Source organism: Blastococcus sp. SYSU DS0828 (assembly GCF_054050975.1).
The window spans coordinates 43,604-63,085 of sequence record NZ_JBJHAK010000019.1 but is presented as its reverse complement, the minus strand read 5'-3'; the positions used below and the strand labels follow the sequence as shown (position 1 = coordinate 63,085).

At 74.1% G+C, this 19,482-nt stretch carries 20 protein-coding genes; 12 read left to right on the top strand and 8 right to left on the bottom strand.

Features of this window, described 5'->3' with window-relative positions; genetic code table 11:
- Positions 1–26 precede the first annotated feature (26 nt).
- The 3 genes from ACI79Q_RS15075 to ACI79Q_RS15065 all read left to right on the top strand — a co-directional run bounded on the left by ACI79Q_RS15075 (position 27) and on the right by ACI79Q_RS15065 (position 3,375).
- Entirely contained in the window at positions 27–1,019 is a 993-nt protein-coding gene (locus ACI79Q_RS15075) for a TIGR03885 family FMN-dependent LLM class oxidoreductase (protein WP_456614937.1), read from the top strand.
- Entirely contained in the window at positions 1,016–2,683 is a 1,668-nt protein-coding gene (locus ACI79Q_RS15070; RefSeq protein ID WP_456614936.1) for an alpha-amylase family protein, read from the top strand. Before ACI79Q_RS15075 ends, ACI79Q_RS15070 begins: the two co-directional genes overlap by 4 nt.
- 152 nt (positions 2,684–2,835) lie before the next feature.
- Positions 2,836–3,375, top strand: coding sequence for a hypothetical protein (locus tag ACI79Q_RS15065; RefSeq protein WP_456588710.1), 540 nt, complete (start codon positions 2,836–2,838; stop codon positions 3,373–3,375).
- A 78-nt stretch (positions 3,376–3,453) separates the two neighbouring features.
- Here the strand turns inward: ACI79Q_RS15065 and ACI79Q_RS15060 are convergent, their stop codons facing one another.
- Together ACI79Q_RS15060 and ACI79Q_RS15055 are read right to left on the bottom strand one after the other, a co-directional pair.
- Positions 3,454–4,221 carry a sulfite exporter TauE/SafE family protein gene (locus ACI79Q_RS15060; RefSeq protein WP_456613257.1) on the bottom strand — a complete coding sequence of 256 codons (768 nt, stop codon included), beginning with the start codon at positions 4,219–4,221 and terminating at the stop codon, positions 3,454–3,456.
- Positions 4,218–4,997: a sulfite exporter TauE/SafE family protein gene (locus ACI79Q_RS15055; protein ID WP_456588712.1), complete on the bottom strand. Its 780-nt coding sequence runs from the start codon at positions 4,995–4,997 to the stop codon at positions 4,218–4,220. Before ACI79Q_RS15055 ends, ACI79Q_RS15060 begins: the two co-directional genes overlap by 4 nt.
- 153 nt (positions 4,998–5,150) lie before the next feature.
- Between ACI79Q_RS15055 and mgtE the strand changes: the two genes are divergently transcribed.
- Positions 5,151–6,482, top strand: a complete 1,332-nt coding sequence (gene mgtE / locus ACI79Q_RS15050) for a magnesium transporter (RefSeq protein ID WP_456588713.1) — start codon at positions 5,151–5,153, stop codon at positions 6,480–6,482.
- Positions 6,483–6,497: 15 nt separating this feature from the next.
- Here the strand turns inward: mgtE and ACI79Q_RS15045 are convergent, their stop codons facing one another.
- Positions 6,498–6,887 carry a universal stress protein gene (locus tag ACI79Q_RS15045; RefSeq protein WP_456588714.1) on the bottom strand — a complete coding sequence of 130 codons (390 nt, stop codon included), beginning with the start codon at positions 6,885–6,887 and terminating at the stop codon, positions 6,498–6,500.
- 140 nt (positions 6,888–7,027) lie between these two features.
- Here ACI79Q_RS15045 and ACI79Q_RS15040 point away from each other — a divergent pair, with 140 nt between their 5' ends.
- The 3 genes from ACI79Q_RS15040 to ACI79Q_RS15030 all read left to right on the top strand — a co-directional run bounded on the left by ACI79Q_RS15040 (position 7,028) and on the right by ACI79Q_RS15030 (position 10,556).
- Positions 7,028–7,918, top strand: a complete 891-nt coding sequence (locus tag ACI79Q_RS15040) for a LysR substrate-binding domain-containing protein (protein WP_456588715.1) — start codon at positions 7,028–7,030, stop codon at positions 7,916–7,918.
- A 153-nt stretch (positions 7,919–8,071) separates the two neighbouring features.
- Entirely contained in the window at positions 8,072–8,986 is a 915-nt protein-coding gene (gene kdgD, locus ACI79Q_RS15035; RefSeq protein WP_456588716.1) for a 5-dehydro-4-deoxyglucarate dehydratase, read from the top strand.
- 55 nt (positions 8,987–9,041) lie between these two features.
- Positions 9,042–10,556, top strand: coding sequence for an aldehyde dehydrogenase (NADP(+)) (locus ACI79Q_RS15030; RefSeq protein ID WP_456614935.1), 1,515 nt, complete (start codon positions 9,042–9,044; stop codon positions 10,554–10,556).
- A 47-nt stretch (positions 10,557–10,603) separates the two neighbouring features.
- Here ACI79Q_RS15030 and ACI79Q_RS15025 read toward each other — a convergent pair whose 3' ends face one another.
- Positions 10,604–13,159, bottom strand: coding sequence for a DEAD/DEAH box helicase (locus tag ACI79Q_RS15025; RefSeq protein ID WP_456614934.1), 2,556 nt, complete (start codon positions 13,157–13,159; stop codon positions 10,604–10,606).
- A 171-nt stretch (positions 13,160–13,330) separates the two neighbouring features.
- Here ACI79Q_RS15025 and ACI79Q_RS15020 point away from each other — a divergent pair, with 171 nt between their 5' ends.
- Entirely contained in the window at positions 13,331–13,462 is a 132-nt protein-coding gene (locus ACI79Q_RS15020) for a hypothetical protein (protein ID WP_456614933.1), read from the top strand.
- A 217-nt stretch (positions 13,463–13,679) separates the two neighbouring features.
- A complete protein-coding gene (locus ACI79Q_RS15015) occupies positions 13,680–14,537 on the top strand; it encodes an SDR family oxidoreductase (protein ID WP_456597911.1) in 858 nt (285 codons plus the stop codon).
- 67 nt (positions 14,538–14,604) lie between these two features.
- Here ACI79Q_RS15015 and mmuM read toward each other — a convergent pair whose 3' ends face one another.
- A complete protein-coding gene (mmuM, locus tag ACI79Q_RS15010; RefSeq protein ID WP_456614932.1) occupies positions 14,605–15,498 on the bottom strand; it encodes a homocysteine S-methyltransferase in 894 nt (297 codons plus the stop codon).
- Between the two features lie 32 nt (positions 15,499–15,530).
- Between mmuM and yidD the strand changes: the two genes are divergently transcribed.
- Genes yidD through arfB form a run of 3 tightly spaced genes read left to right on the top strand, consistent with a single transcriptional unit; the run spans position 15,531 to position 17,548 of the window.
- Positions 15,531–16,016, top strand: a complete 486-nt coding sequence (gene yidD / locus ACI79Q_RS15005; RefSeq protein WP_456591288.1) for a membrane protein insertion efficiency factor YidD — start codon at positions 15,531–15,533, stop codon at positions 16,014–16,016.
- Between the two features lie 46 nt (positions 16,017–16,062).
- Positions 16,063–17,085 carry a phosphotransferase gene (locus ACI79Q_RS15000; RefSeq protein WP_456597913.1) on the top strand — a complete coding sequence of 341 codons (1,023 nt, stop codon included), beginning with the start codon at positions 16,063–16,065 and terminating at the stop codon, positions 17,083–17,085.
- A gap of 22 nt (positions 17,086–17,107) precedes the next feature.
- Positions 17,108–17,548, top strand: a complete 441-nt coding sequence (gene arfB / locus ACI79Q_RS14995; RefSeq protein WP_456597914.1) for an alternative ribosome rescue aminoacyl-tRNA hydrolase ArfB — start codon at positions 17,108–17,110, stop codon at positions 17,546–17,548.
- Between the two features lie 54 nt (positions 17,549–17,602).
- Here arfB and ACI79Q_RS14990 read toward each other — a convergent pair whose 3' ends face one another.
- The 3 genes from ACI79Q_RS14990 to ACI79Q_RS14980 are packed head-to-tail and all read right to left on the bottom strand — an operon-like array spanning position 17,603 to position 19,475.
- Positions 17,603–17,884, bottom strand: coding sequence for a DUF1905 domain-containing protein (locus tag ACI79Q_RS14990; RefSeq protein WP_456591285.1), 282 nt, complete (start codon positions 17,882–17,884; stop codon positions 17,603–17,605).
- On the bottom strand, positions 17,881–19,119 hold the full coding sequence (locus ACI79Q_RS14985; protein ID WP_456599390.1) for an RNA polymerase sigma factor: 1,239 nt from the start codon (positions 19,117–19,119) through the stop codon (positions 17,881–17,883). The genes ACI79Q_RS14990 and ACI79Q_RS14985 overlap by 4 nt, the downstream gene beginning before the upstream one ends.
- A gap of 5 nt (positions 19,120–19,124) precedes the next feature.
- On the bottom strand, positions 19,125–19,475 hold the full coding sequence (locus ACI79Q_RS14980) for a YciI family protein (RefSeq protein ID WP_456599391.1): 351 nt from the start codon (positions 19,473–19,475) through the stop codon (positions 19,125–19,127).
- Positions 19,476–19,482: the final 7 nt, after the last annotated feature.

Below are 19,482 nucleotides of genomic sequence, written 5' to 3'. Positions count from 1 at the left end.
GTCGGGACTCGGGTAGGCATCGGGCCATGCCGGTGATCGGGTTCCACAACTCCCACGAGCAGGTGCACCCCGCCGCGTTGCTGGACGCCGTCCGGCACGCCGAGGAGGTCGGGTTCACCGCCGCGATGTGCTCGGACCACCTCACCCCCTGGAACCCGCGGCAGGGCGAGTCGGGGTTCGCGTGGTCGTGGCTGGGGGCGGCGATGGCGACGACGTCGCTGCCGTTCGGCGCCGTGAACGCGCCGGGGCAGCGCTACCACCCGGTGATCGTGGCCCAGGCGATCGCCACCCTGGGCGCGATGTTCCCGGGGCGCTTCTGGGTCGCCCTGGGCAGCGGCGAGGCGATGAACGAGCACGTCACCGGCGACGCCTGGCCGCGCAAGTCGGTGCGGGACGCCCGGCTGCTGGAGTGCGTGGCGGTCATCCGGGCGCTGCTCGCGGGGGAGGAGGTCAGCCACGACGGGCTGGTCACCGTCGACCGGGCCAAGATCCACACGCTGCCCGAGCAGTCTCCGGCGCTGATCGCCCCGGCCGTCAGCGTGGCCACCGCACGCAACGGCGCGGCATGGGCCGATGGGCTGGTGACCATCAACCAGCCGCCCGACAAGCTGCGCGAGGTGATGGCCGCCTACCGCGATGCCGGCGGGCGCGGCACGCTGGCCCTGCAGGTGCACCTGTCCTGGGACCCCGACCCCGACCGGGCCCTGGCGATCGCGCACGACCAGTGGCGCAGCAACGTCTTCCCGCCGCCGCTGTGCTGGGACCTCGACAGCCCGGAGGCCTTCGAGCAGGCCAGCGCGCACGTGCGGCCGGGCGACGTCATCGGGCCGGTCCGGGTGTCGGGCGACCTGGGGCAGCACACCGCCTGGCTGCAGGAGTACCTGGAGCTCGGTTTCGACGCGGTGTACCTGCACCACGTCGGCAAGGAGCAGCGGCCGTTCCTGGACGCGTTCGGCGAGCACGTGCTGCCGCAGCTCGGGGTCACCGCCCCCGGCCCCGTCGAGGCGGTGCAGGGGTGAGGATCACCGACACCAGCGACCTGTGGTGGAAGAACGCCGTCGTCTACTGCCTCGACGTCGAGACCTACCTGGACTGGGACGGCGACGGCTGCGGCGACTTCGCGGGCCTCGCCCAGCGGATCGACCACCTGGCCGACCTCGGCGTCACCTGCCTGTGGCTGATGCCCTTCTACCCCACCGCCGAGCGCGACGACGGCTACGACATCACCGACTTCTACGGCGTCGACCCGCGGCTGGGCACCCACGGTGACCTGGTCGAGGTGATCCGGACGGCGAACGACCGCGGCATCCGGGTGATCGCCGACCTGGTGGTGAACCACACCTCCATCCACCACCCGTGGTTCGAGTCGGCGCGCCGGAGCACCGACGCCCCGTTCCGCGACTTCTACGTGTGGCGCGCGGACGAGCCGCCGGACACCAGCGACCAGGTGGTCTTCCCCGACCAGGAGGACAGCATCTGGACGCTCTCGGAGGAGACGGGGGAGTGGTACCTGCACCGCTTCTACAAGGAGCAGCCCGACCTGGACGTGACCAACCCGCGGGTCCGGGACGAGATCGCCAAGATCATGGGCTTCTGGCTCCAGCTGGGGCTCTCGGGGTTCCGCGTGGACGCGGTGCCGTACTTCCTGGAGACCCAGCACGCCGCCGCCGACGACCTGCCGCAGCCGCACGAGTACCTGCGGGCGCTGCGCCGGTTCCTCACCCGGCGGTCGGGGCCGGCGATCCTGCTCGGCGAGGTGAACCTGCCCTACGAGGAGCAGGTGACGTTCTTCGGCGGCCCGGACGGCGACGAGCTGACCATGCAGTTCGACTTCGTCGGCATGCAGGCGATGTACCTGTCCCTGGCGCGCTGTGACGCCGGCCCGCTCACCGAGGCCCTCCGGTCGCGGCCGTCGATCGCCTCGGACACCCAGTGGGCCACGTTCGTGCGCAACCACGACGAGCTGACCCTCGACAAGCTCTCCGAGGACGAGCGCGCGGAGGTCTTCGCCGCCTTCGGCCCGGACCCGCGGATGCAGCTCTACGGCCGCGGGCTGCGCCGGCGGCTGCCGCCGATGCTGGCCGGTGACCCGCGCCGGATCCGGCTGGTCTACAGCCTCATGTTCGCCCTGCCCGGCACCCCGGTGCTCTTCTACGGGGAGGAGATCGGCATGGGGGAGGAGCTCTCCGCCGACGGGCGGCAGTCGGTGCGGACGCCGATGCAGTGGGACGACGGGGTCAACGGCGGCTTCTCGACGGCCGGGCCCGACCGGCTGCCCGGACCCGTGGTCCGCGGCGGGTTCGCTCCCGAGTTCGTCAACGTCGCCGACCAGCGACGCGACCCGGATTCGCTGCTGTCGTTCATGAAGCTGCTGATCCGCCGGTTCCGGGAGTCGCCGGAGCTGGGCTGGGGGAGCTTCGAGCTGCTGGACCAGCCGCACGCGGCCGTGCTGGCGCACCGCTGCGCCTGGGACGACGGGGCGCTGATCGCCGTCCACAACCTGGGCGCCGAGCCGTGCACGGTCCCGCTGCGGTTGCCCGACCTCGGCGGTGCGGGGCTGCACGACCTGTTGCAGGAGGGTGCCACCCCGGTGGCCGACGACGGCGCGGTGGAGCTGGCGCTGGACGGCTACGGGCACCGCTGGCTGCGGGTGGTGCGGCAGGGGAGCCGCCGGCTGCTCTGAGCGCGGCGGTGGCCGACTGCACCCGGCCGGTCACGCGCTGACCTGCGTTCCCGTGCCCGGGGAGGGTGAGGGATGACCCACGCCGCGGCGGCGGGGTGTCCTGCGGCGTTCGCGGTGCACCTGTGCCTAGCGTGGCCCGTGAGGTGAGTGCGATGAGCGAACGAGACCAGACCATGTCCCTGCCCGAGCCGAGCGCCGACGGCGCCGGCGCCGGTGCCACCGCAGCGGGAGCCGCCGGGCCCGTCCCGCCGCTGCCCGACCCGACACCGGTCGACGACCCGGGAGGCACGCCCACGGTCGGGCACGCCACCGCACCGGTGAGCGTGCGACCGGCCCCCCGCAAGCCACGGCGCGGCCCGATGACCGTCATGGGCCCCTGGGCCCCGGTCGCCGGCGGCCTGCTCGGACTGTTCCTCGGCCTGGTCGTCGTGCTGCTGCTCGCCGGCTCGGCGGACGCCTTCGACGACCGGCTGGCGCTGGCGTTCGCCGTCGTCGGCCTCGGCCTGCTCGGCGCCGCCGGCGTCCTGCTCGCCGACGAGGTGCGGATCGTGCGCCAGCGCTCCCGGGAGGCCGGGGTGCGGCCGCAGTGGGTGGAGGCGACGGCGGGGCTGGTGAACGGGCTGACGCCCGCCCGGCTGCTGCTGCTGGTCAGCGCGTTCGTGCTGTTCCTCTCGGCCTACGTCGCCGGCTGACCGAGCCGGCGGGCGCCGGTCGTGGTCATGGCGCGGCCTGACCACGACCGGGCTGCACCCGCCGGGCGCGGGGCTCGTTCAGAGGTAGGCCTGGACGCCCAGGTGGACGGCGAGCCCCAGGCCGGCCAACGCGATGAGCCGGCGCAGCAGCGTCTGCGGTGCCCGGCGCACGACGCGCGGCCCCAGGCGCCCGCCGGCGAACAGCCCGAGGGCCAGCGGCAGCGCCGCGGTCCAGGCGACCGGGGCCAGCACCACGAACGCGACGGCGGCCACCGCGTTGGCCATGCCGAGCATGACGTTCTTCAGCGCGTTGCTGCGGGCCAGCCCCTCGCCGGTGCCGAGGAGGAACAGCGCGAGCAGCATGACGCCGGCGGCGGCGCCGAAGTACCCGCCGTACACGGCGACGGCGAAGGTGGCCACGGGCAGCCACCGCGGGTCGGGGGTCGCCGCCTGCGCGGCCATCCCCTCGACGGCGAGCTCGCGCGGCGAGCGCTGCAGGACGAGGACGAGGGACGCCCCGGCGACCAGCCAGGGGACGATCCGCTCGAACGCCGCGGACGGGGTGAGCAGGAGCAGCGTGGCGCCGGCGGCGCCGCCCAGCACCGCCCCCACGGCCAGCCGCCCCACCCGTCGTCCCTGGCCGCGCAGCTCCGGCCCGGAGGCGCTGACCGACCCGGCGCTGTTCAGCACGAGCGCCACGGTGTTGGTGACATTGGCGGCGACCGGAGAGAGGCCGGTGGCCAGCAGCGCGGGGTAGCTCACCAGCGAGGCGAGCCCGGCGATGCTGCCGGTCAGCCCGGCCCCCACGCCGGCGGCCACGAGGAAGAGGAATTCGAGGACGCTCACCGGGAGACGAGCACCCCGATCGCCACCACGCCCAGGACGACGATCGCCGTCCGCAGCACCGGCTCGGGCAGTCGCCGTCCGTAGCGGGCGCCGACGTGCCCGCCGGCCAGCGAGCCGACGGCCAGCAGCCCGGCCGCCGACCAGACCACCCGGTCGGTGGCGACCACCACGTAGGCGCCGGCCGCCACCGAGTTCACCGTCAGGGTCAGCACGTTCTTGATCGCGTTGAGCCGCTGCAGGGGCTCCCGCAGCAGAAGGCCGAAGACGCCGATCTGGATCACGCCCTGGCTGGCGGCGAAGTAGCCGCCGTAGGTGCCGGTCAGGTAGGCGGTGCCGACGAGGGCCGCGTGCCGTCCCGGGCCGATGCGGGGAGTGCGTCGCTCGTCCGCCCCCCGCCGGGCCAGCCGGCGCCGGACCAGCGGGTGCGCGGCCACCAGGACGACGGCGAGCGCGATCAGCACCGGCACCACCGCCTCGAACGTCGCGGCGGGCAGGTGCAGCAGGAGGAAGGCGCCGGTGAGCCCGCCGAGGACGGAGGCGGGGATCAGCCGCAGCAGCAGGGGCCACTGCCCGCGCAGCTCACGCCGGTAGCCGATCGAGCCGGTCAGGTTGCCGGCGATCAGGCCCAGCGAGTTGCTGATCGTGGCCGGGACCGGGGGGATGCCCACCCCGACGAGCACCGGGAAGGAGACCAGCGTCCCGGAACCGATGACGGCGTTGATGCCACCGGCCGCGACGCCCGCCACCGCGACGGCCACCATCTCCCACGCGGTCATGCGGTCATCGCCGACGAGCCTGGCACGCCAGGACCCCGCCCGGGCGGGCAGGTGGGTGTGATCGTCGCCGCGCCGCGCCGCGCCGCGCCGCGCTACCGGTGCCCGTCGGCTCCTGAGGGGCAGGACCCCGGCCGGGGCCGGTAGACAGGGGCCATGGACACCACCGCCGATCTCGGCGAGCTCGCCCGGGCGGGTGATCTGCGCGCGCTGCACGAGGTGCTCGCCGAGCTGGACGTCCCCAGCACGGTCGACGAGCTGGAACGGGTCGATCCCACGACGCGGGCGGTGGTGTTCCGCCTGTTGCCCAAGGACCGCTCCCTGGCGGTGTTCGAGGACCTCGACCCCGCGCTCCAGCGGGAACTGCTGGACACGCTGCGGGAGGAGTCGACCCGGGAGCTGATCACGGGGCTGGACCCCGACGACCGGGCGAACCTCTTCGACGAGCTGCCGGCCACCGTCGCCGCGCGGCTGCTCTCCGGGCTCGATGCCCGGGAGAGCGCCATGACCACGGAGCTGCTCGGGTACCCACAGGAGTCCGCGGGCCGGCGCATGACCCCCGAGGTGGTCTCCGTCCCGGTGGGCAGCACGGTCGCCGATGCGCTGGCGATCGCCCGCAGCGAGGAGCCGCACGCCGAGACGATCTACACCCTGCCGGTGATCGGGGCGGGACGGTGCGTCGTCGGGGTGGTGTCCCTGCGCCGGCTGTTCGTCAGCGACCCCGACGCGCGGGTCGACGACGTGATGAGCGAGCCCGTGGTGGTGCGCACCGAGGACGACCAGGAGGTGGCCGCGCGGGTGCTGCGCGACCACGGGCTGGTCGCGGTGCCGGTGGTCGACCGGGAGGGCCGGCTGGTCGGGCTCTTCACCGTCGACGACGCCATGCGCGTGCTCGAGGCGGAGGAGAGCGAGGACATCGCCCGTGCCGGCGGTGCCGAACCGCTCGACCGGCCCTACCTCACGGCGGGCGTCGTGGGCCTGGCGCGCAGCCGGGTGGGCTGGCTGCTGGTGCTCATCGCCGCGGCCACGCTGACGGTCAACGTGCTCGACTACTTCGAGGACGTCCTCGCCGAGGTGGTGGCGCTGGCGCTGTTCGTCCCGCTGCTGATCGGCACCGGGGGGAACACCGGTGCCCAGGCGGCGACCACGGTCATCCGGGCCATGGCCGTCGGCGACGTGCGGTTCGGCGACCTGCCGCGCGTGGTGGGTCGCGAGATGGCCACCGGCGCGCTGCTGGGGGCGCTGCTCGGGCTCGTGGGCTTCGCGCCGGCCGCCTGGCTGGTGGGGGTGGAGATCGCCGTGGTGCTGTGCTCCGCGCTGCTGGTGGTCTGCACGCTCGCCACCACCGCCGGGGCCCTGACGCCGATGCTCGCCCGGCGGGTGGGGGTGGACCCGGCAGTCGTCAGCGCGCCGTTCATCACCACGTTCGTGGACGCGACCGGCCTGATCGTCTACTTCCTCATCGCCCGCGCGGTCCTCGGGATCTGACGGTCGCGGAGCGGCTCACGGCTTGACGGCGAGGACCGGACGGTCGGCGTCGAGGAGGATCCGCTGCGCGCTGCTGCCCATGAGCAGCTTGCCGACGGGGGAGCGCTTGCGCAGCCCGATCACGATCACCGACGCGTCCACCTCCCGCGCCACGCGCAGCACCTCGTCGGCCGCCTCGCCGTCGCGCATCCCCTGCCGGAGCTCGAGTGCGACACCGGCGCGTTCGGCCCGCTCGGTGATGTCGCGGACGGTGTCCTCGTCGGCGACCTCCACACTGACCGGGGCGCCGCCGCGCGCGGAGTTGAGCACCAGCACTCCCTCGCCGCGGCGGGCCGCCTCGGCGATCCCTGCGTCGAGCGCAGCGCGCCCCTCCGGGGTGGGGACGAATCCGACGAGGACGGTCATGCGGGCTCCTTGGCGGGACGGGCGGGGGACGAGGAGCAGTGTCCCCGAGAGCCCGGGTGAGGAAACCGTGGAGAGCCCCGGCGACGGCGTGCTCCATTCCAGTGCTGCAGAGAAGCCCCGAGGATCGATACCTTGCGTGCATGGGCTTCACGTTGGAGCAGCTCCGCGGCTTCGTGACCGTCGCTGACGAGCTGCACTTCGGCCGGGCCGCGGCCCGGCTCGCGATGACGCAGCCTCCGCTGAGCCGGCAGATCCAGAAGCTTGAGCGCGCGGTCGGCGCACAGCTGCTGGAGCGCGACAACCGGCGAGTCGCCCTGACGGCGGCGGGGCAGGTGTTCCTGGCCGAGGCGCGGCGCCTGCTGGCGCTGGCGGACTCGGCGCCCGAGCTGGCCCGCCGGGTGTCGTCGGGGTCCAGTGGCGTCGTCCGGATCGGGTTCACGGCCGCCTCGACCTACGGCGTCCTGGGCGGTCTGCTCAACGAACTGGCGCGCGAGCTGCCCGACGTCGACGTCGACCTGGCCGAGATGGTGACGCGCGAGCAGGTGGCCGCGCTGCTCGACGAGGAGATCGACCTCGGCCTGGCCCGCCCGCCGTTCGACGCCGAGACCTTCCAGTCCCGCCTGCTGCACCGCGAGCCGATGCTCGTGGCCGCCCCCGTCGGCCACCGGCTGCTGGAGCTCGGACGACCGGCCACCGCCGCCGACCTCGCCACCGAGCCGGTGGTCATGCACTCGCCGACCCGGGCCCGGTACTTCTACGACCTCGTGGTGGGCGTCGTCCCGGTTGCCTCGGAGAACGCCGTGCACGTGGTGGGTCAGGTGCTCACGATGCTGTGGCTCGTGGCGGCCCGTCGCGGCATCGCCTTCGTCCCCGGCTCGGCCGCCCGGTTGCCTATCGACGGCGTCGGGTTCGTGCGGCTGGAGACGGCGGTGCCCGAGCCGGTGGAGCTGCACCTGCTGTGGGCGAAGCAGGCCAAGAACCCGGCGCTCCGGCGGGTGCTGGAGGTCCTCGAACGGCGAACCACCGGGTGACGGTGTCGGCCTGACCATGTTCTGAGGGCATCGAGCGATACGCAATCGCTCTTGGACACGCATCCATCCGCCTTCCTACCGTGATGCCGACCGCCGCCACCCGGTGCGCCGTAGCGCCCCCGGAGCGGACCCGCCGGACCCGAGGACCCACCCGTGACGCTGCTTGCCCCGGATGCTCTCGCCGACCGGCTGAAGTCCGGCCTGCTCTCCTTCCCGGTGACCCACTTCGACGCCGACCTGCAGTTCGACGAGCCCCGGTACCGGAAGCACCTGGCCTGGCAGGCGAGCTTCGACGTGGCCGGCCTGTTCGCGGCCGGCGGCACCGGCGAGGGCTTCTCGCTGACCTCCGCGGAGCTGGACCGGGTCGTGCGTGTCGCCGTCGACGAGGTCGCCGGGCGGGTCCCCGTCATCGCCCCGGCGACCGGCGGGACGGCGGTGTCCGCGGCGCAGGCACGCGCGGCCGAGGCAGCCGGGGCATCCGGGCTGCTGCTGTTCCCGCCCTATCTGACCGAGGCCAGCCAGCGTGGCCTGGTCGAGCACATCAGCGCGGTGTGCCGGTCCACCGACCTGGGCGTCATCGTCTACAGCCGGGCCAACGCGGTGCTCAGCGACACCACGGTGGCCGAGGTGGCCGAACGCAACCCCAACCTGATCGGGCTCAAGGACGGCGTCGGGGACATCGAGCAGATGACGCGCACCTACGCGCGCGTCGGTGACCGGCTGATCTACATCGGCGGGCTGCCCACCGCCGAGACGTTCGCGCTGCCGCTCCTCCAGCTGGGCGTGACCACGTACTCCTCGGCGCTCTACAACTTCCTCCCGGAGTTCGCGCTCAGGTTCTACGCCGCCGTGCGCGCGCAGGACAGGGGCGCCGTGTACGGCATGCTCAACGACTTCGTGCTGCCCTACACCGAGATCCGCGACCGGGCCAAGGGCTATGCGGTCTCGATCGTGAAGGCCGGGCTGACCGCCGTCGGCCGGGACGGCGGCCGGGTGCGCCCGCCCCTGACCGACCTGACCGAGGCGGAGCTGGCCGAGCTGACGGCCCTGGTCTCCAAGGTCTCCTGAGCCCGCACCTGCCTCGACGCGCCCCGCTGAACCCCGCACCCCTGAGGAGCACCCCATGGACGTCGTCAGCATCGACCCCCGAACCGGCGAGGCCGCCGAGGTCGTCGCCCAGGAGACCACCACCGAGGAGGTCGACCGCCTCTGCGCCGCGGCGCTGGCCGCCGCGCCCGCCCTCGACGAGTTCGGCCGGGCAGGCCGTGCCGCCCTGCTGCGCGCCCTCGCCGACGCCCTGGAGGGGCGCCGGGAGGACGTCGTGGCCGTCGCCGACCGCGAGACGGCGCTGGGCACCACCCGGCTGAACGGCGAGCTGACCCGGACCTGCTACCAGCTCCGGCTGTTCGCCGAGGTGCTCGAGGAGGGCAGCTACCTCGAGGCGGCCATCGACCACGCGGGTGACACCCCCATGGGCCCGCGGCCGGACCTCCGCCGGATGCTCGTGCCGATCGGTCCGGTGGCCGTGTTCGGCGCGAGCAACTTCCCGCTCGCCTTCTCGGTGCCCGGCGGTGACACCGCGTCGGCGCTGGCCGCCGGCTGCCCCGTCGTCGTCAAGGCGCACGGCTCCCACCCGGCGACGTCGCAGCTGGTGTTCGAGGTGCTCGCCGAGGCCGCCGGCAAGGCCGGAGCGCCCGAGGGCACCCTCGGCATCGTGCACGGGCTGCAGGCCGGGGCCGACCTCGTCGCCCACCCGGCGATCCGCGCGGTCGGCTTCACCGGCTCGGTCAACGGCGGGCGCGCGCTGCTGGAGATCATCGAGCGGCGTCCCGACCCGGTGCCGTTCTTCGGCGAGCTGTCCAGCCTCAACCCGCTGGTCGTCACCCCGCAGGCCGCCGTCGAGCGCGGCGAGACCATCGGCCGCGAGCTGGTCGGCTCCATCACGCTCGGCGGCGGCCAGTTCTGCACCAAGCCCGGGCTGGCCTTCGTGCCGGTCGGCCCCGAGGGCGACCGGGTCGTCGACGCGATGGCCGAGGCGGTCCGCTCGGCGCCGGCACCGGTGCTGCTCAACGAGGGCATCGCCGCCGCATACGGCCGCATCTCCGACGGCCTGGCCGCCGCACCGGGCGTCGAGGAGGTGGCCCGGGGCGAGCAGGCCCCGGACGAGGGTTTCCGCGCCGTCCCCCGGCTGCTCACCACCGCCGCCGCCGACCTGCCGGAGGAGGTCACCGAGGAGTGCTTCGGACCGGTGAGCGTCGTCGCCCGCTACGACGGCGAGGACGAGCTGTTCGCCGCCTTCGCCGCTCTTCCCTCGTCCCTGACCGCCACGGTGCTGCGCGGTGACGGCGAGACCGAACTGCCGCTCGCCGTCTCGCAGCAGCTGCGCACGCTGGCCGGCCGGATCGTCTACGACGCCTACCCGACCGGCGTCGCCGTCTCCTGGGCCCAGCACCACGGCGGGCCGTGGCCGTCGACCAACTCCCAGCACACCTCGGTGGGGACGACGGCGATCCGCCGGTTCCTGCGGCCGGTCACCTGGCAGGGCGCTCCCGCCGAGGTGCTGCCGGAGGAGCTGACGGACGGCTACCAGGGCATCCCGCGGCGGGTCGACGGGAAGCTGCAGCTGCCCCGGGGCTGAGCGGGTCGCCGCCGATCAGTCGTGCGCGGTGACGCAGATCCACCGCTTCAGTCCCTGCGGCCGGCGTCCACGAGCCGGATGACGGCTGCGCCCTCCTCGTCGGAGGCCGCGAGGTCGACCTCGACGTCGAAGCCCCAGTCGTGGTTGCCCTCGGGGTCGTCGACGATCTGCCGCACGCGCCAGACGTCCGGGCGCTTGTCCCAGATCAGCAGTGCGGGGCCGCGGGCGTCCGCGCCGGTGTTCACCTCGCCGTGCTCGGCGAAGTAGGCCTGCACCACCTCGCCCCAGCGCTCGGCGTCCCAGCCCGAGCCGGCGTCCAGCTCGCCCAGGTCGTACCAGCGGCGGCGGGCCCACAGCTCGACGCGGCGGAACAGCGCGTTGCGGACCATCGCGGTGAACGCCCGCTCGTTGCCGGTCAGCGGGCGCGGCCGGGCGGGGACGGCGACCTCCGCCACCGGCCCCTGGTCGGCATCGGTGAGCGCCTCCCACTCGTCCAGCAGCGAGGAGTCGACCTGGCGCACCAGCTCGCCGAGCCACTCGACGAGGTCGGTGACCTCCTCGGTGCGCGCCGCGGCCGGCACCCCCGAGCGCAGCGCCTTGAACGCGTCGGAGAGGTAGCGCAGCACCGCCCCCTCGGCGCGGGTCAGCCCGTAGGTGTTCACGAACTCCCGGAAGGTGAACGCCCGCTCCCACATCTCCCGGACCACCGACTTCGGCGACAGCGCACCGTCGGCGGCCCACGGGTTGGACTGCCGGTAGACCTCGAAGGCGTGCCCGAGCAGCTCCTCCAGCGGCTTGGGATAGCTGATCTCCTCGAGCAGCTCCATCCGCTCGTCGTACTCGATGCCCTCGGCCTTCATCTGCGCGACCGCCTCGCCCTTGGCCTTGTTGAGCTGGGCGGCGAGGATCTGGCGCGGGTCGTCGAGCGTGGCCTCGATGACGCTGACGACGTCGAGCGCGTAGGTGTCCGAGTCGGGGTCGAGCAGGTCGATGGCGGCCAGCGCGAATGTGGACAGCGGCTGGTTGAGCGCGAAGTCCGGCGGCAGGTCCAGCGTCAGGTCGTAGCGGCGGCCGTCGGGCTCCGGCTCGGGCAGCCGCTCCAGGACGCCGGCCTGCAGCAGGGAGCGGGCGATGCCGATCGCGTCGCGGATCAGCTTCAGCTGCTTCTTGCGCGGCTCGTGGTTCTCGGTGAGCAGCCGGCGCATCGCGGTGAACGGGTCACCCGGCCGGTCGACGACGTCGAGGATCATCGCCGTCGTCACCCGCATGTGGCTGGTCAGCTTCTCGGGTTCCCCCTCGACCAGCCGGTTCATCGTCGACTCGCTCCACGGCACCATGCCGTCGGGGACCTTCTTGCGCACCAGCTTGCGGCGCTTCTTCGGGTCGTCGGCCACCTTGGCGAACTGCTTGAGGTTCTCCACCTCGTGCTCGGGCGCCTGGACGACGACGGTGCCCGCGGTGTCGTAGCCCGCGCGGCCGGCCCGGCCGGCGATCTGGTGGAACTCGCGCACCTGCAGCAGCCGGGTGCGGGTGCCGTCGTACTTCGACAGCGCGCTGAAGACGACGGTGCGGATCGGCACGTTGATGCCGACGCCCAGGGTGTCGGTGCCGCAGATGACCTTGAGCAGCCCGGCCTGGGCGAGCTGCTCGACCAGCCGCCGGTACTTGGGCAGCATCCCGGCGTGGTGGACGCCGATGCCGTGGCGGACCAGCCGCGACAGCGTCGTCCCGAAGGCCGACGAGAACCGGAAGCCGCCGATCATCTCGGCGATCGCCGCCTTCTCCTCCTTGCTGCAGACGTTGACGCTCATGAGCGCCTGTGCGCGCTCCAGCGCGGAGGCCTGGGTGAAGTGGACGACGTAGACCGGCGCCTGCTGGGTGTCGAGCAGCTCCTGGATCGTCTCGTGCATCGGCGTCGTCGCGTAGTAGTGGTGCAGCGGCACCGGGCGGACGGCGTTGGCGACCAGCGCGGTCGGCCGGCCGGTGCGGCGGGTGAGGTCCTCGCGCAGGAAGGTGACGTCGCCCAGGGTGGCGCTCATCAGGAGGAACTGCGCCTTCGGCAGCTCCAGCAGGGGGACCTGCCAGGCCCAGCCGCGGTCGGGGTCGCCGTAGAAGTGGAACTCGTCCATCACGACGAGCGCGTCCGCGAGCTGCTCCGATTCGCTGCCCTCGCGCAGCGCGATGTTGGCCAGGACCTCGGCGGTGCAGGCGATGATCGGGGCATCCCGGTTGACCGCCGCGTCGCCGGTGAGCATGCCGACGTTCTGCGCGCCGAAGATGCCGCAGAGCGCGAAGAACTTCTCGCTGACCAGCGCCTTGATCGGTGCGGTGTAGTAGCTGCGCCGGCCGGCGGCCAGCGCGGCGTACTGCGCGCCGGTGGCGACCAGCGACTTGCCGGAGCCGGTCGGGGTGGCGAGGACGACGTTGGCGCCGCTCACCAGCTCGATCAGCGCCTCCTCCTGGGCCGGGTACAGCGGCGTGCCGCCGGCCTCGGCCCAGGCGGCGAAGGCCGCGAACAGCTCGTCGGGATCGCCGCCCCTCACGCGCAGCGCGGAGAGGTCGGCGGGGTCGTCGAGCAGCGGGGGAGCGGCGGTCGTGGTCATCAGGGCTACCAGCGTGCCCGACGACCTGCTGCTTCCGCTGAGCCAGGTCCGGTAGGGCGTTCGTGTCCGAGAGACGGTAACGATCCGGTAACGACGAGTGTGGCGATGTGTGGGGTGCGTCGTAATCGGAGAGGAAGGTGAACAACAGGTAAACGAAAGGTGGCTGGGACCATGCGTGGACGTTTCTGCCCGGAGTGCCGGTGGACCGTGGTGACCGACCCCGCGGGCCGGCGTCGGCTCGAGATGCGCTGGGTGCCGCTCGGCGCCACGGCCAACCAGGCCCCGGTGGCGCGCGCGGCGTGACGGAGGGCCGCGTCCTCCCCGGGACGTGGCGGAGCGAGACACCCGACCCGGGCGGTAGGAGGGGTGCACAACGACGTGCGCCTCTCCCACCGCCCGGGTCGTGTGCTGTGCAGCCGACACCCGCCGGTTCCGCGGGGTTCCGCCGGGGTAGCGCGCGGAGCAGGAGGTGCGGGCCGCAGGGGCCCGCGCCCGCTGCCAGTCGCTCCGGAGGACCGTCATGTCATCACCCCGTCCCGAGACCCAGCCCGCCCAGCAGCAGAGCGTTCCGGGCACGCTCGGGGAGATGGACCCGAAGCCGGACCACGGCGAGGAGAGCTACCACGGTTCCGGAAGGCTCACCGGCAAGGCCGCGGTCATCACCGGTGGGGACAGCGGCATCGGCCGCGCCGTCGCCATCGCCTTCGCCCGCGAGGGCGCCGACGTCCTGATCTCCTACCTCAACGAGCACGAGGACGCGCAGGACACCGCGAAGTACGTGGAGCAGGCCGGCCGGAAGTGCGTGCTCGTGCCCGGCGACATCTCCGACCGGGCGCACTGCAAGACGATCATCCCGAAGGCCGTCGAGGAGTTCGGCCGGGTCGACATCCTGGTCAACAACGCCGCCTTCCAGATGAGCCACGACTCGCTGGAGGAGATCTCCGACGAGGAGTGGGACTTCACCGTCGCCACGAACCTCTCGGCGATGTTCACCCTGACCAAGGACGCCATCCCGCACATGCAGCCGGGTGCCTCGATCATCAACTCGTCGTCGGTGAACTCGGACAACCCGAGCCCCAACCTCATCGCCTACGCCATGACCAAGGCCGGCATCGCGAACTTCACCGCCAGCCTCGCGCAGCTGTACGCAGAGAAGGGCATCCGGGCCAACAGCGTCGCCCCCGGCCCGGTCTGGACGCCGCTGATCCCCTCGACGATGCCCGAGGAGAAGGTCGACAGCTTCGGCCAGCAGGTGCCGCTGGGCCGCCCCGCGCAGCCGGCCGAGCTGGCGCCCGTCTACGTGATGCTGGCCAGCGACGAGGCCTCCTACGTCTCCGGCGCGCGGATCGCCGTCACCGGCGGCAAGCCCATCCTCTGAGAAAGGGCCCCGGTGCCCCCCACCCGCTCGCAGGCTCGCGGTGGGGCCCTGCACCGGGGCCGCTCCGTCACGTCATCGTCGCGATGCGGGCGATGTCGGCCGGGCGGACGCGGCAGCAGCCGCCGACCAGCCGGGCGCCCGCGGCCTGCCACTCCTCGAGGGCATGCCCGGGGATCCCCGGCGTCCCGGTCCACGACCGGGACGCCGGGTCCCAGCTCTCACCGCTGTTCGGGTAGGCGACCAGTGGCTTGCCGGCCGGTGCCGCGGCGCGCAGGGCCGCTGGCAGCGCCGACGGCGCGGTGCAGTTGACGCCGACGGCGACCACCTCGTCGACGCTCGCGGCCATCGCGTACACGTCGGCCGCCCGCTCGCCGCGGCGGGTGCGGGCGACGCCATCGTCGTCCACCACGGTGGTCAGCGACAGCCACATCGGCACACCCAGCGCCTGCGCCTCCAGCAGCAGGGCCTCCACCTCGGCGGCGGCCGGCACCGTCTCGCAGGCCAGCACGTCCGCGCCCGCGTCGGCCAGCAGCGCCATCCGCGGCCGGTGGAACTCCCGCAGCCGCTCGACACCCACCTCGGAGACGTAACCGCCGGTGTACTCGGAGCCGTCGGCGAGCATCGCCCCGTACGGGCCGACCGAGCCGGCCACCCACCCCGGCCCCTGGCCTTCCCGGGCCAGCGCCACCGACGACGCGATCAGCCGGCGCGCCTCGGTCGCGCCCACGCCGGCGGCGGCGAATCCCGCCACGGTGGCCTGGTAGCTGGCCGTCGTGGCCACCTGGGCACCCGTGGCCGCGAACGCCGCGTGCGCGGCCACGATCGCCGCCGGGTCGTCGCGCAGCAGCCGCGCCGACCACAGCGCCGAGGAGACGTCGTGACCGCGCGCCTCCAGCTCGGTGGACAGGCCCCCGTCGAGGACGACGGGTCCGGCGGCGAGCGCATCGGCCAGCGGAGGCATGCCTTCGATCATCCCGCGGTACAGGGCTGTCCATGGTGTTCATCTGGAGCAGCGGCTGGGGTCCTCGTCGGCGGCGTCCCCGGTACGGGGGCGGTTACCGCGGGCACTACGCGGGCCACTACCGCCGCGGGTACGGGCCGCCGCCCGGCTACGGCTACGGCCGGCGCAACGACTCGTGCCTGCGCGATCTCCTGTTCCTCAACACCGGCTGCTGCCTGGCCAACGCCGTCGGGTGCGGCATGGACCTGCTGCTGGTCGCACCGCGCTCGCTGCCGGCGATCCGGGAGGGCCGGCAGGGCAGCGGCGCGGCGGCCCACCTGATCGCCGCCGTCCGCTACTACCAGCGGGAGATCAGCCCGAAGCGCCGGCCGTGCTGCCACTTCACCCCGACGTGCTCGGCCTACGCGATCGCGGCGCTCGAGACCCACGGCGCGCTGCGCGGCTCCTGGCTGACCCTCCGCCGCCTCGTGCGCTGCCGCCCCGGTGCGGCTGCCGGTGCCGATCCGGTGCCCGCCTGACCCCTCGCCGGGGTCAGCCCCAGGGGTGGTCGCCTACGGTGCGGCGGTGACCCCCGGGGACGGCGCGACGGCGGGTTCCGCGACGTGGCGCGACGCCGCGTGGCGGGCCGCCGCCCTGGACTGGGCTGCGGCTCGGCTGGTACGCGCGGGGCTCGAGCCGGACGGCCCGCCGGAGCAGCCGCACGTGCGGGCCTGGTCCACGGCCTTCCGCATCCCGGTGCGGGGCGGGGGCGCGGTGTGGCTGAAGGCGGTCGGGCCCGGGTCCGCCCAGGAGCCGGTGCTGGCCGAAGCGCTCGGGCGCTGGGCGCCGCAGTGGGTGCTGCCGCCGATCGCGGTGGATCGGGAACGACGGCTGGTGCTCCTGCCCGACGGCGGGCCGACGCTCCGCGGGACGGGCTCGACCGAGCCCGCCGCGTGGGCGGCGATGCTCGCCGACCACGGCCGCCTGCAGGTCGAGGTCGCGGAGCACGCCGAGGAGCTGGTGGGCCTGGGCGTGCCCGACCACCGACCGGAACGCCTGCCCGAGCTGGTGGAGGACCTGCTGGCCGACGACGAGGCGCAGCGGCCCGGCCGCCCCGACGGCCTCGCCGCCGACGCCCGCGCCCGCGTGCTGGCCCGCCTCGGCGAGTACGCGGGAGCGTGCCGGGAGCTCGCCGACGGCGGCCTCCCGGCCACCGTGCAGCACGACGACCTGCACGACGGGAACGTGTTCGTCCGCGACGGCCGCCACCGCTTCTTCGACTGGGGCGACGCCTCGGTGGCCCACCCGTTCCTCGTCCTGCTGGTCGCCCTGCGGTTCGCCGGCCGCGTGCTCCGGTTGCCCGATGGCGACCCGGCGCTGCGCCGGCTGCGCGACGCCTACCTCGACCAGTGGCTCGACTTCGGCGCGGCCGAGGACCTGCGGCGGCAGTGCGATCTGGCGCTCCACGTCGCCCCGCTGCAGCGCGCGCTCACCTGGCGCCGGATCCTGCGCGGCGTGCACCCGACCGAACGCGCCGAGTGGGCCGGCCAGGTGGCCGGCTGGACCGCCGAGCAGCTGGAGCGGGGACCGCTGCCGCCCGGTCGCTGACCCCGTCGGCCAGACTGGTGCGGTGCCCCTGACCGACGACCCCTCCGGTGACCTCGCCGTCACCGGGTCCCTCGTCGTGCCCGCGGCCGCCCTGTCGTGGCGGTTCTCCCGGTCATCGGGCCCCGGCGGACAGGGCGTGAACACCGCCGACTCGCGGGTGGAGCTCTCGGTCTCGCCCCTGGACCTCCCGGGCCTCAGCGACCACCAGCGGGCACGGCTGGCGTCACGGCTCGGGACCCGGCTGGTCGACGGCGTGCTGACGGTCGTCGCCAGCGAGCACCGGCAGCAGCTGCGCAACCGGCAGGCCGCCCGCGAGCGCCTGGCGGCCGTCCTGCGTGCCGCACTGGCCCCGCCGGCTCCGGCCCGGCGGCGCACCAAGCCCACCCGTGGCTCGAAGGAGCGGCGGATCGAGGCGAAGAAGCAGCGCGGCCAGCTGAAGAAGCAGCGCCGCAACTGGGACTGACGGTCGGACGTTCCCGCGGGAACGTCCCCGCGGGAACGTCCCCGCACCGGCCGGTCAGCTCAGCCGCTGCTGCAGGTGCACCGTGACCTCCTCGCCCGCCTGGCTCTTGCCGATGGCCGAGCAGATCGCCGCGCGCAGGGGCAGCCAGTGCGGGCCGGTGCCCGACGGCATGAGGGTGGCCGCGAAGGCGTACCCGTCGGCGGTGCCGGTCACCTTCACCGCCCGACGGGTGCCCAGGAGCTCCGCGGAGTCCGGCACGACCAGGTACGTCGGGAAGGCGCCGTCCTTCTCGATGGGCGCGGTGAAGGTGAGGTCCAGCGTGGTGGAAGGGTTCATGCCTCCGTAGACCGGAGCGGAACCGGTAACTCATCGCGGCGCCGCAGCAGGTACGCCCGCTCGCGGTCGTTCCGGACCAGCCGGAGGGCGGCGTCGTAGGTGACCCGCGCGTCGGCGGTGCGGCCGAGGCGGCGCAGGAGCTCGGCGCGGACGGCGGGCAGGAGGTGGTCGTGGGGGAGCTCCAGCCGGTCCACCAGCGCCAGCCCGGCGGCCGGCCCCTCGACCTCGGCGACGACGACGGCGCGGTTCAGCGCGACGACCGGGCCCGGCGCGAACGCCAGCAACTGGTCGTACAGCGTCAGGACCTGCCGCCAGTCGGTGTCGGACGCCGTCGGCGCGTCGCTGTGGACGGCGGCGATCGCGGCCTGCAGCTGGTACGGGCCCGGGCGATCGCGCCGCAGGCACTGCCGCACCAGCGTCTGGCCCTCGCCGATCAGCTGCCGGTCCCACCGCGACCGGTCCTGCTCGGCCAGCGGCACGAGGTCGCCGTCGGCCGTGCTGCGGGCAGGTCGCCGCGACTCGGTGAGCAGCATCAGCGCCAGCAGGCCGGTGACCTCGGGCTCGTCCGGCATCAGCTCGGCCAGGAGGCGGCCGAGCCGGATCGCCTCCGCGCACAGGTCCGGGCGCACGAGCCGGTCCCCGGACGTGGCGGTGTGCCCCTCGGTGAAGACCAGGTGGACGACGGCGAGCACGGCCGGCAGCCGATCGGGCAGCTCCGCCTCCCGCGGCACCCGGTACGGGATCCGGGCCGTGCGGATCTTGGCCTTCGCGCGCACGAGGCGCTGGGCCATGGTGGCCTCGGGCACGAGGAACGCCGCCGCGATCTCGGTGGTGGTGAGGCCGCCGAGCAGCCGGAGGGTGAGCGCCACCCGGGCCGGTGTGGCCAGCGCCGGGTGGCAGCAGGTGAAGATCAGGCGCAGCCGGTCGTCGTGCACGGGTCCCTCCTCGACGGGCTCCGGGGCGCCGCCGAGCAGCGCGGCCTGCAAGTACCGGTCGGTGCGCACGGATTCCCGCCGCCAGCGGTCGATCGCCCGGCGGCGGGCGGTCGTGACGATCCAGCCGGCCGGGCTCGGCGGGATCCCCTCGACCGGCCACCGGGCGAGGGCGGTGAGGAAGGCCTCCTGGACCGCCTCCTCGGCGGCGTCGACGTCGCCGAGGAGGCGGATCAGGACGGCGACCGCCCGGCCGTGGTGCGCGCGGAACACCCGCTCGACCTCGGCGACGGCGTCGTCCACGGGCGTCAGAAGGTCTGCGCGACGGGCCGGACCTCGACCGGCAGGCCGCCGAGGACACGGGCCAGCTTGCCGGCCCAGCCGAGGGCCTGGTCCAGGTCGTCGGCCTCGATCACGTCGAACCCGCCGATGAACTCCTTGGCCTCGGCGTAGGGGCCGTCGGTGACGAGCACGTCGGCGCCCTCGGCGCGGACGACGGTCGACGCCTCCGGCTGGTGCAGCGCAGCGGCGAAGACCCAGGCGCCTGCCGCCTGCATCTCCGCGTTGAGCGCCGCCAGCTGCTCCATCACCGGCGCCAGCTCCTCCGGCGGGGGGACCTCGCCGACCGGCTGGATGATGCTCAGCAGGTACTGGGCCATGGTTGCC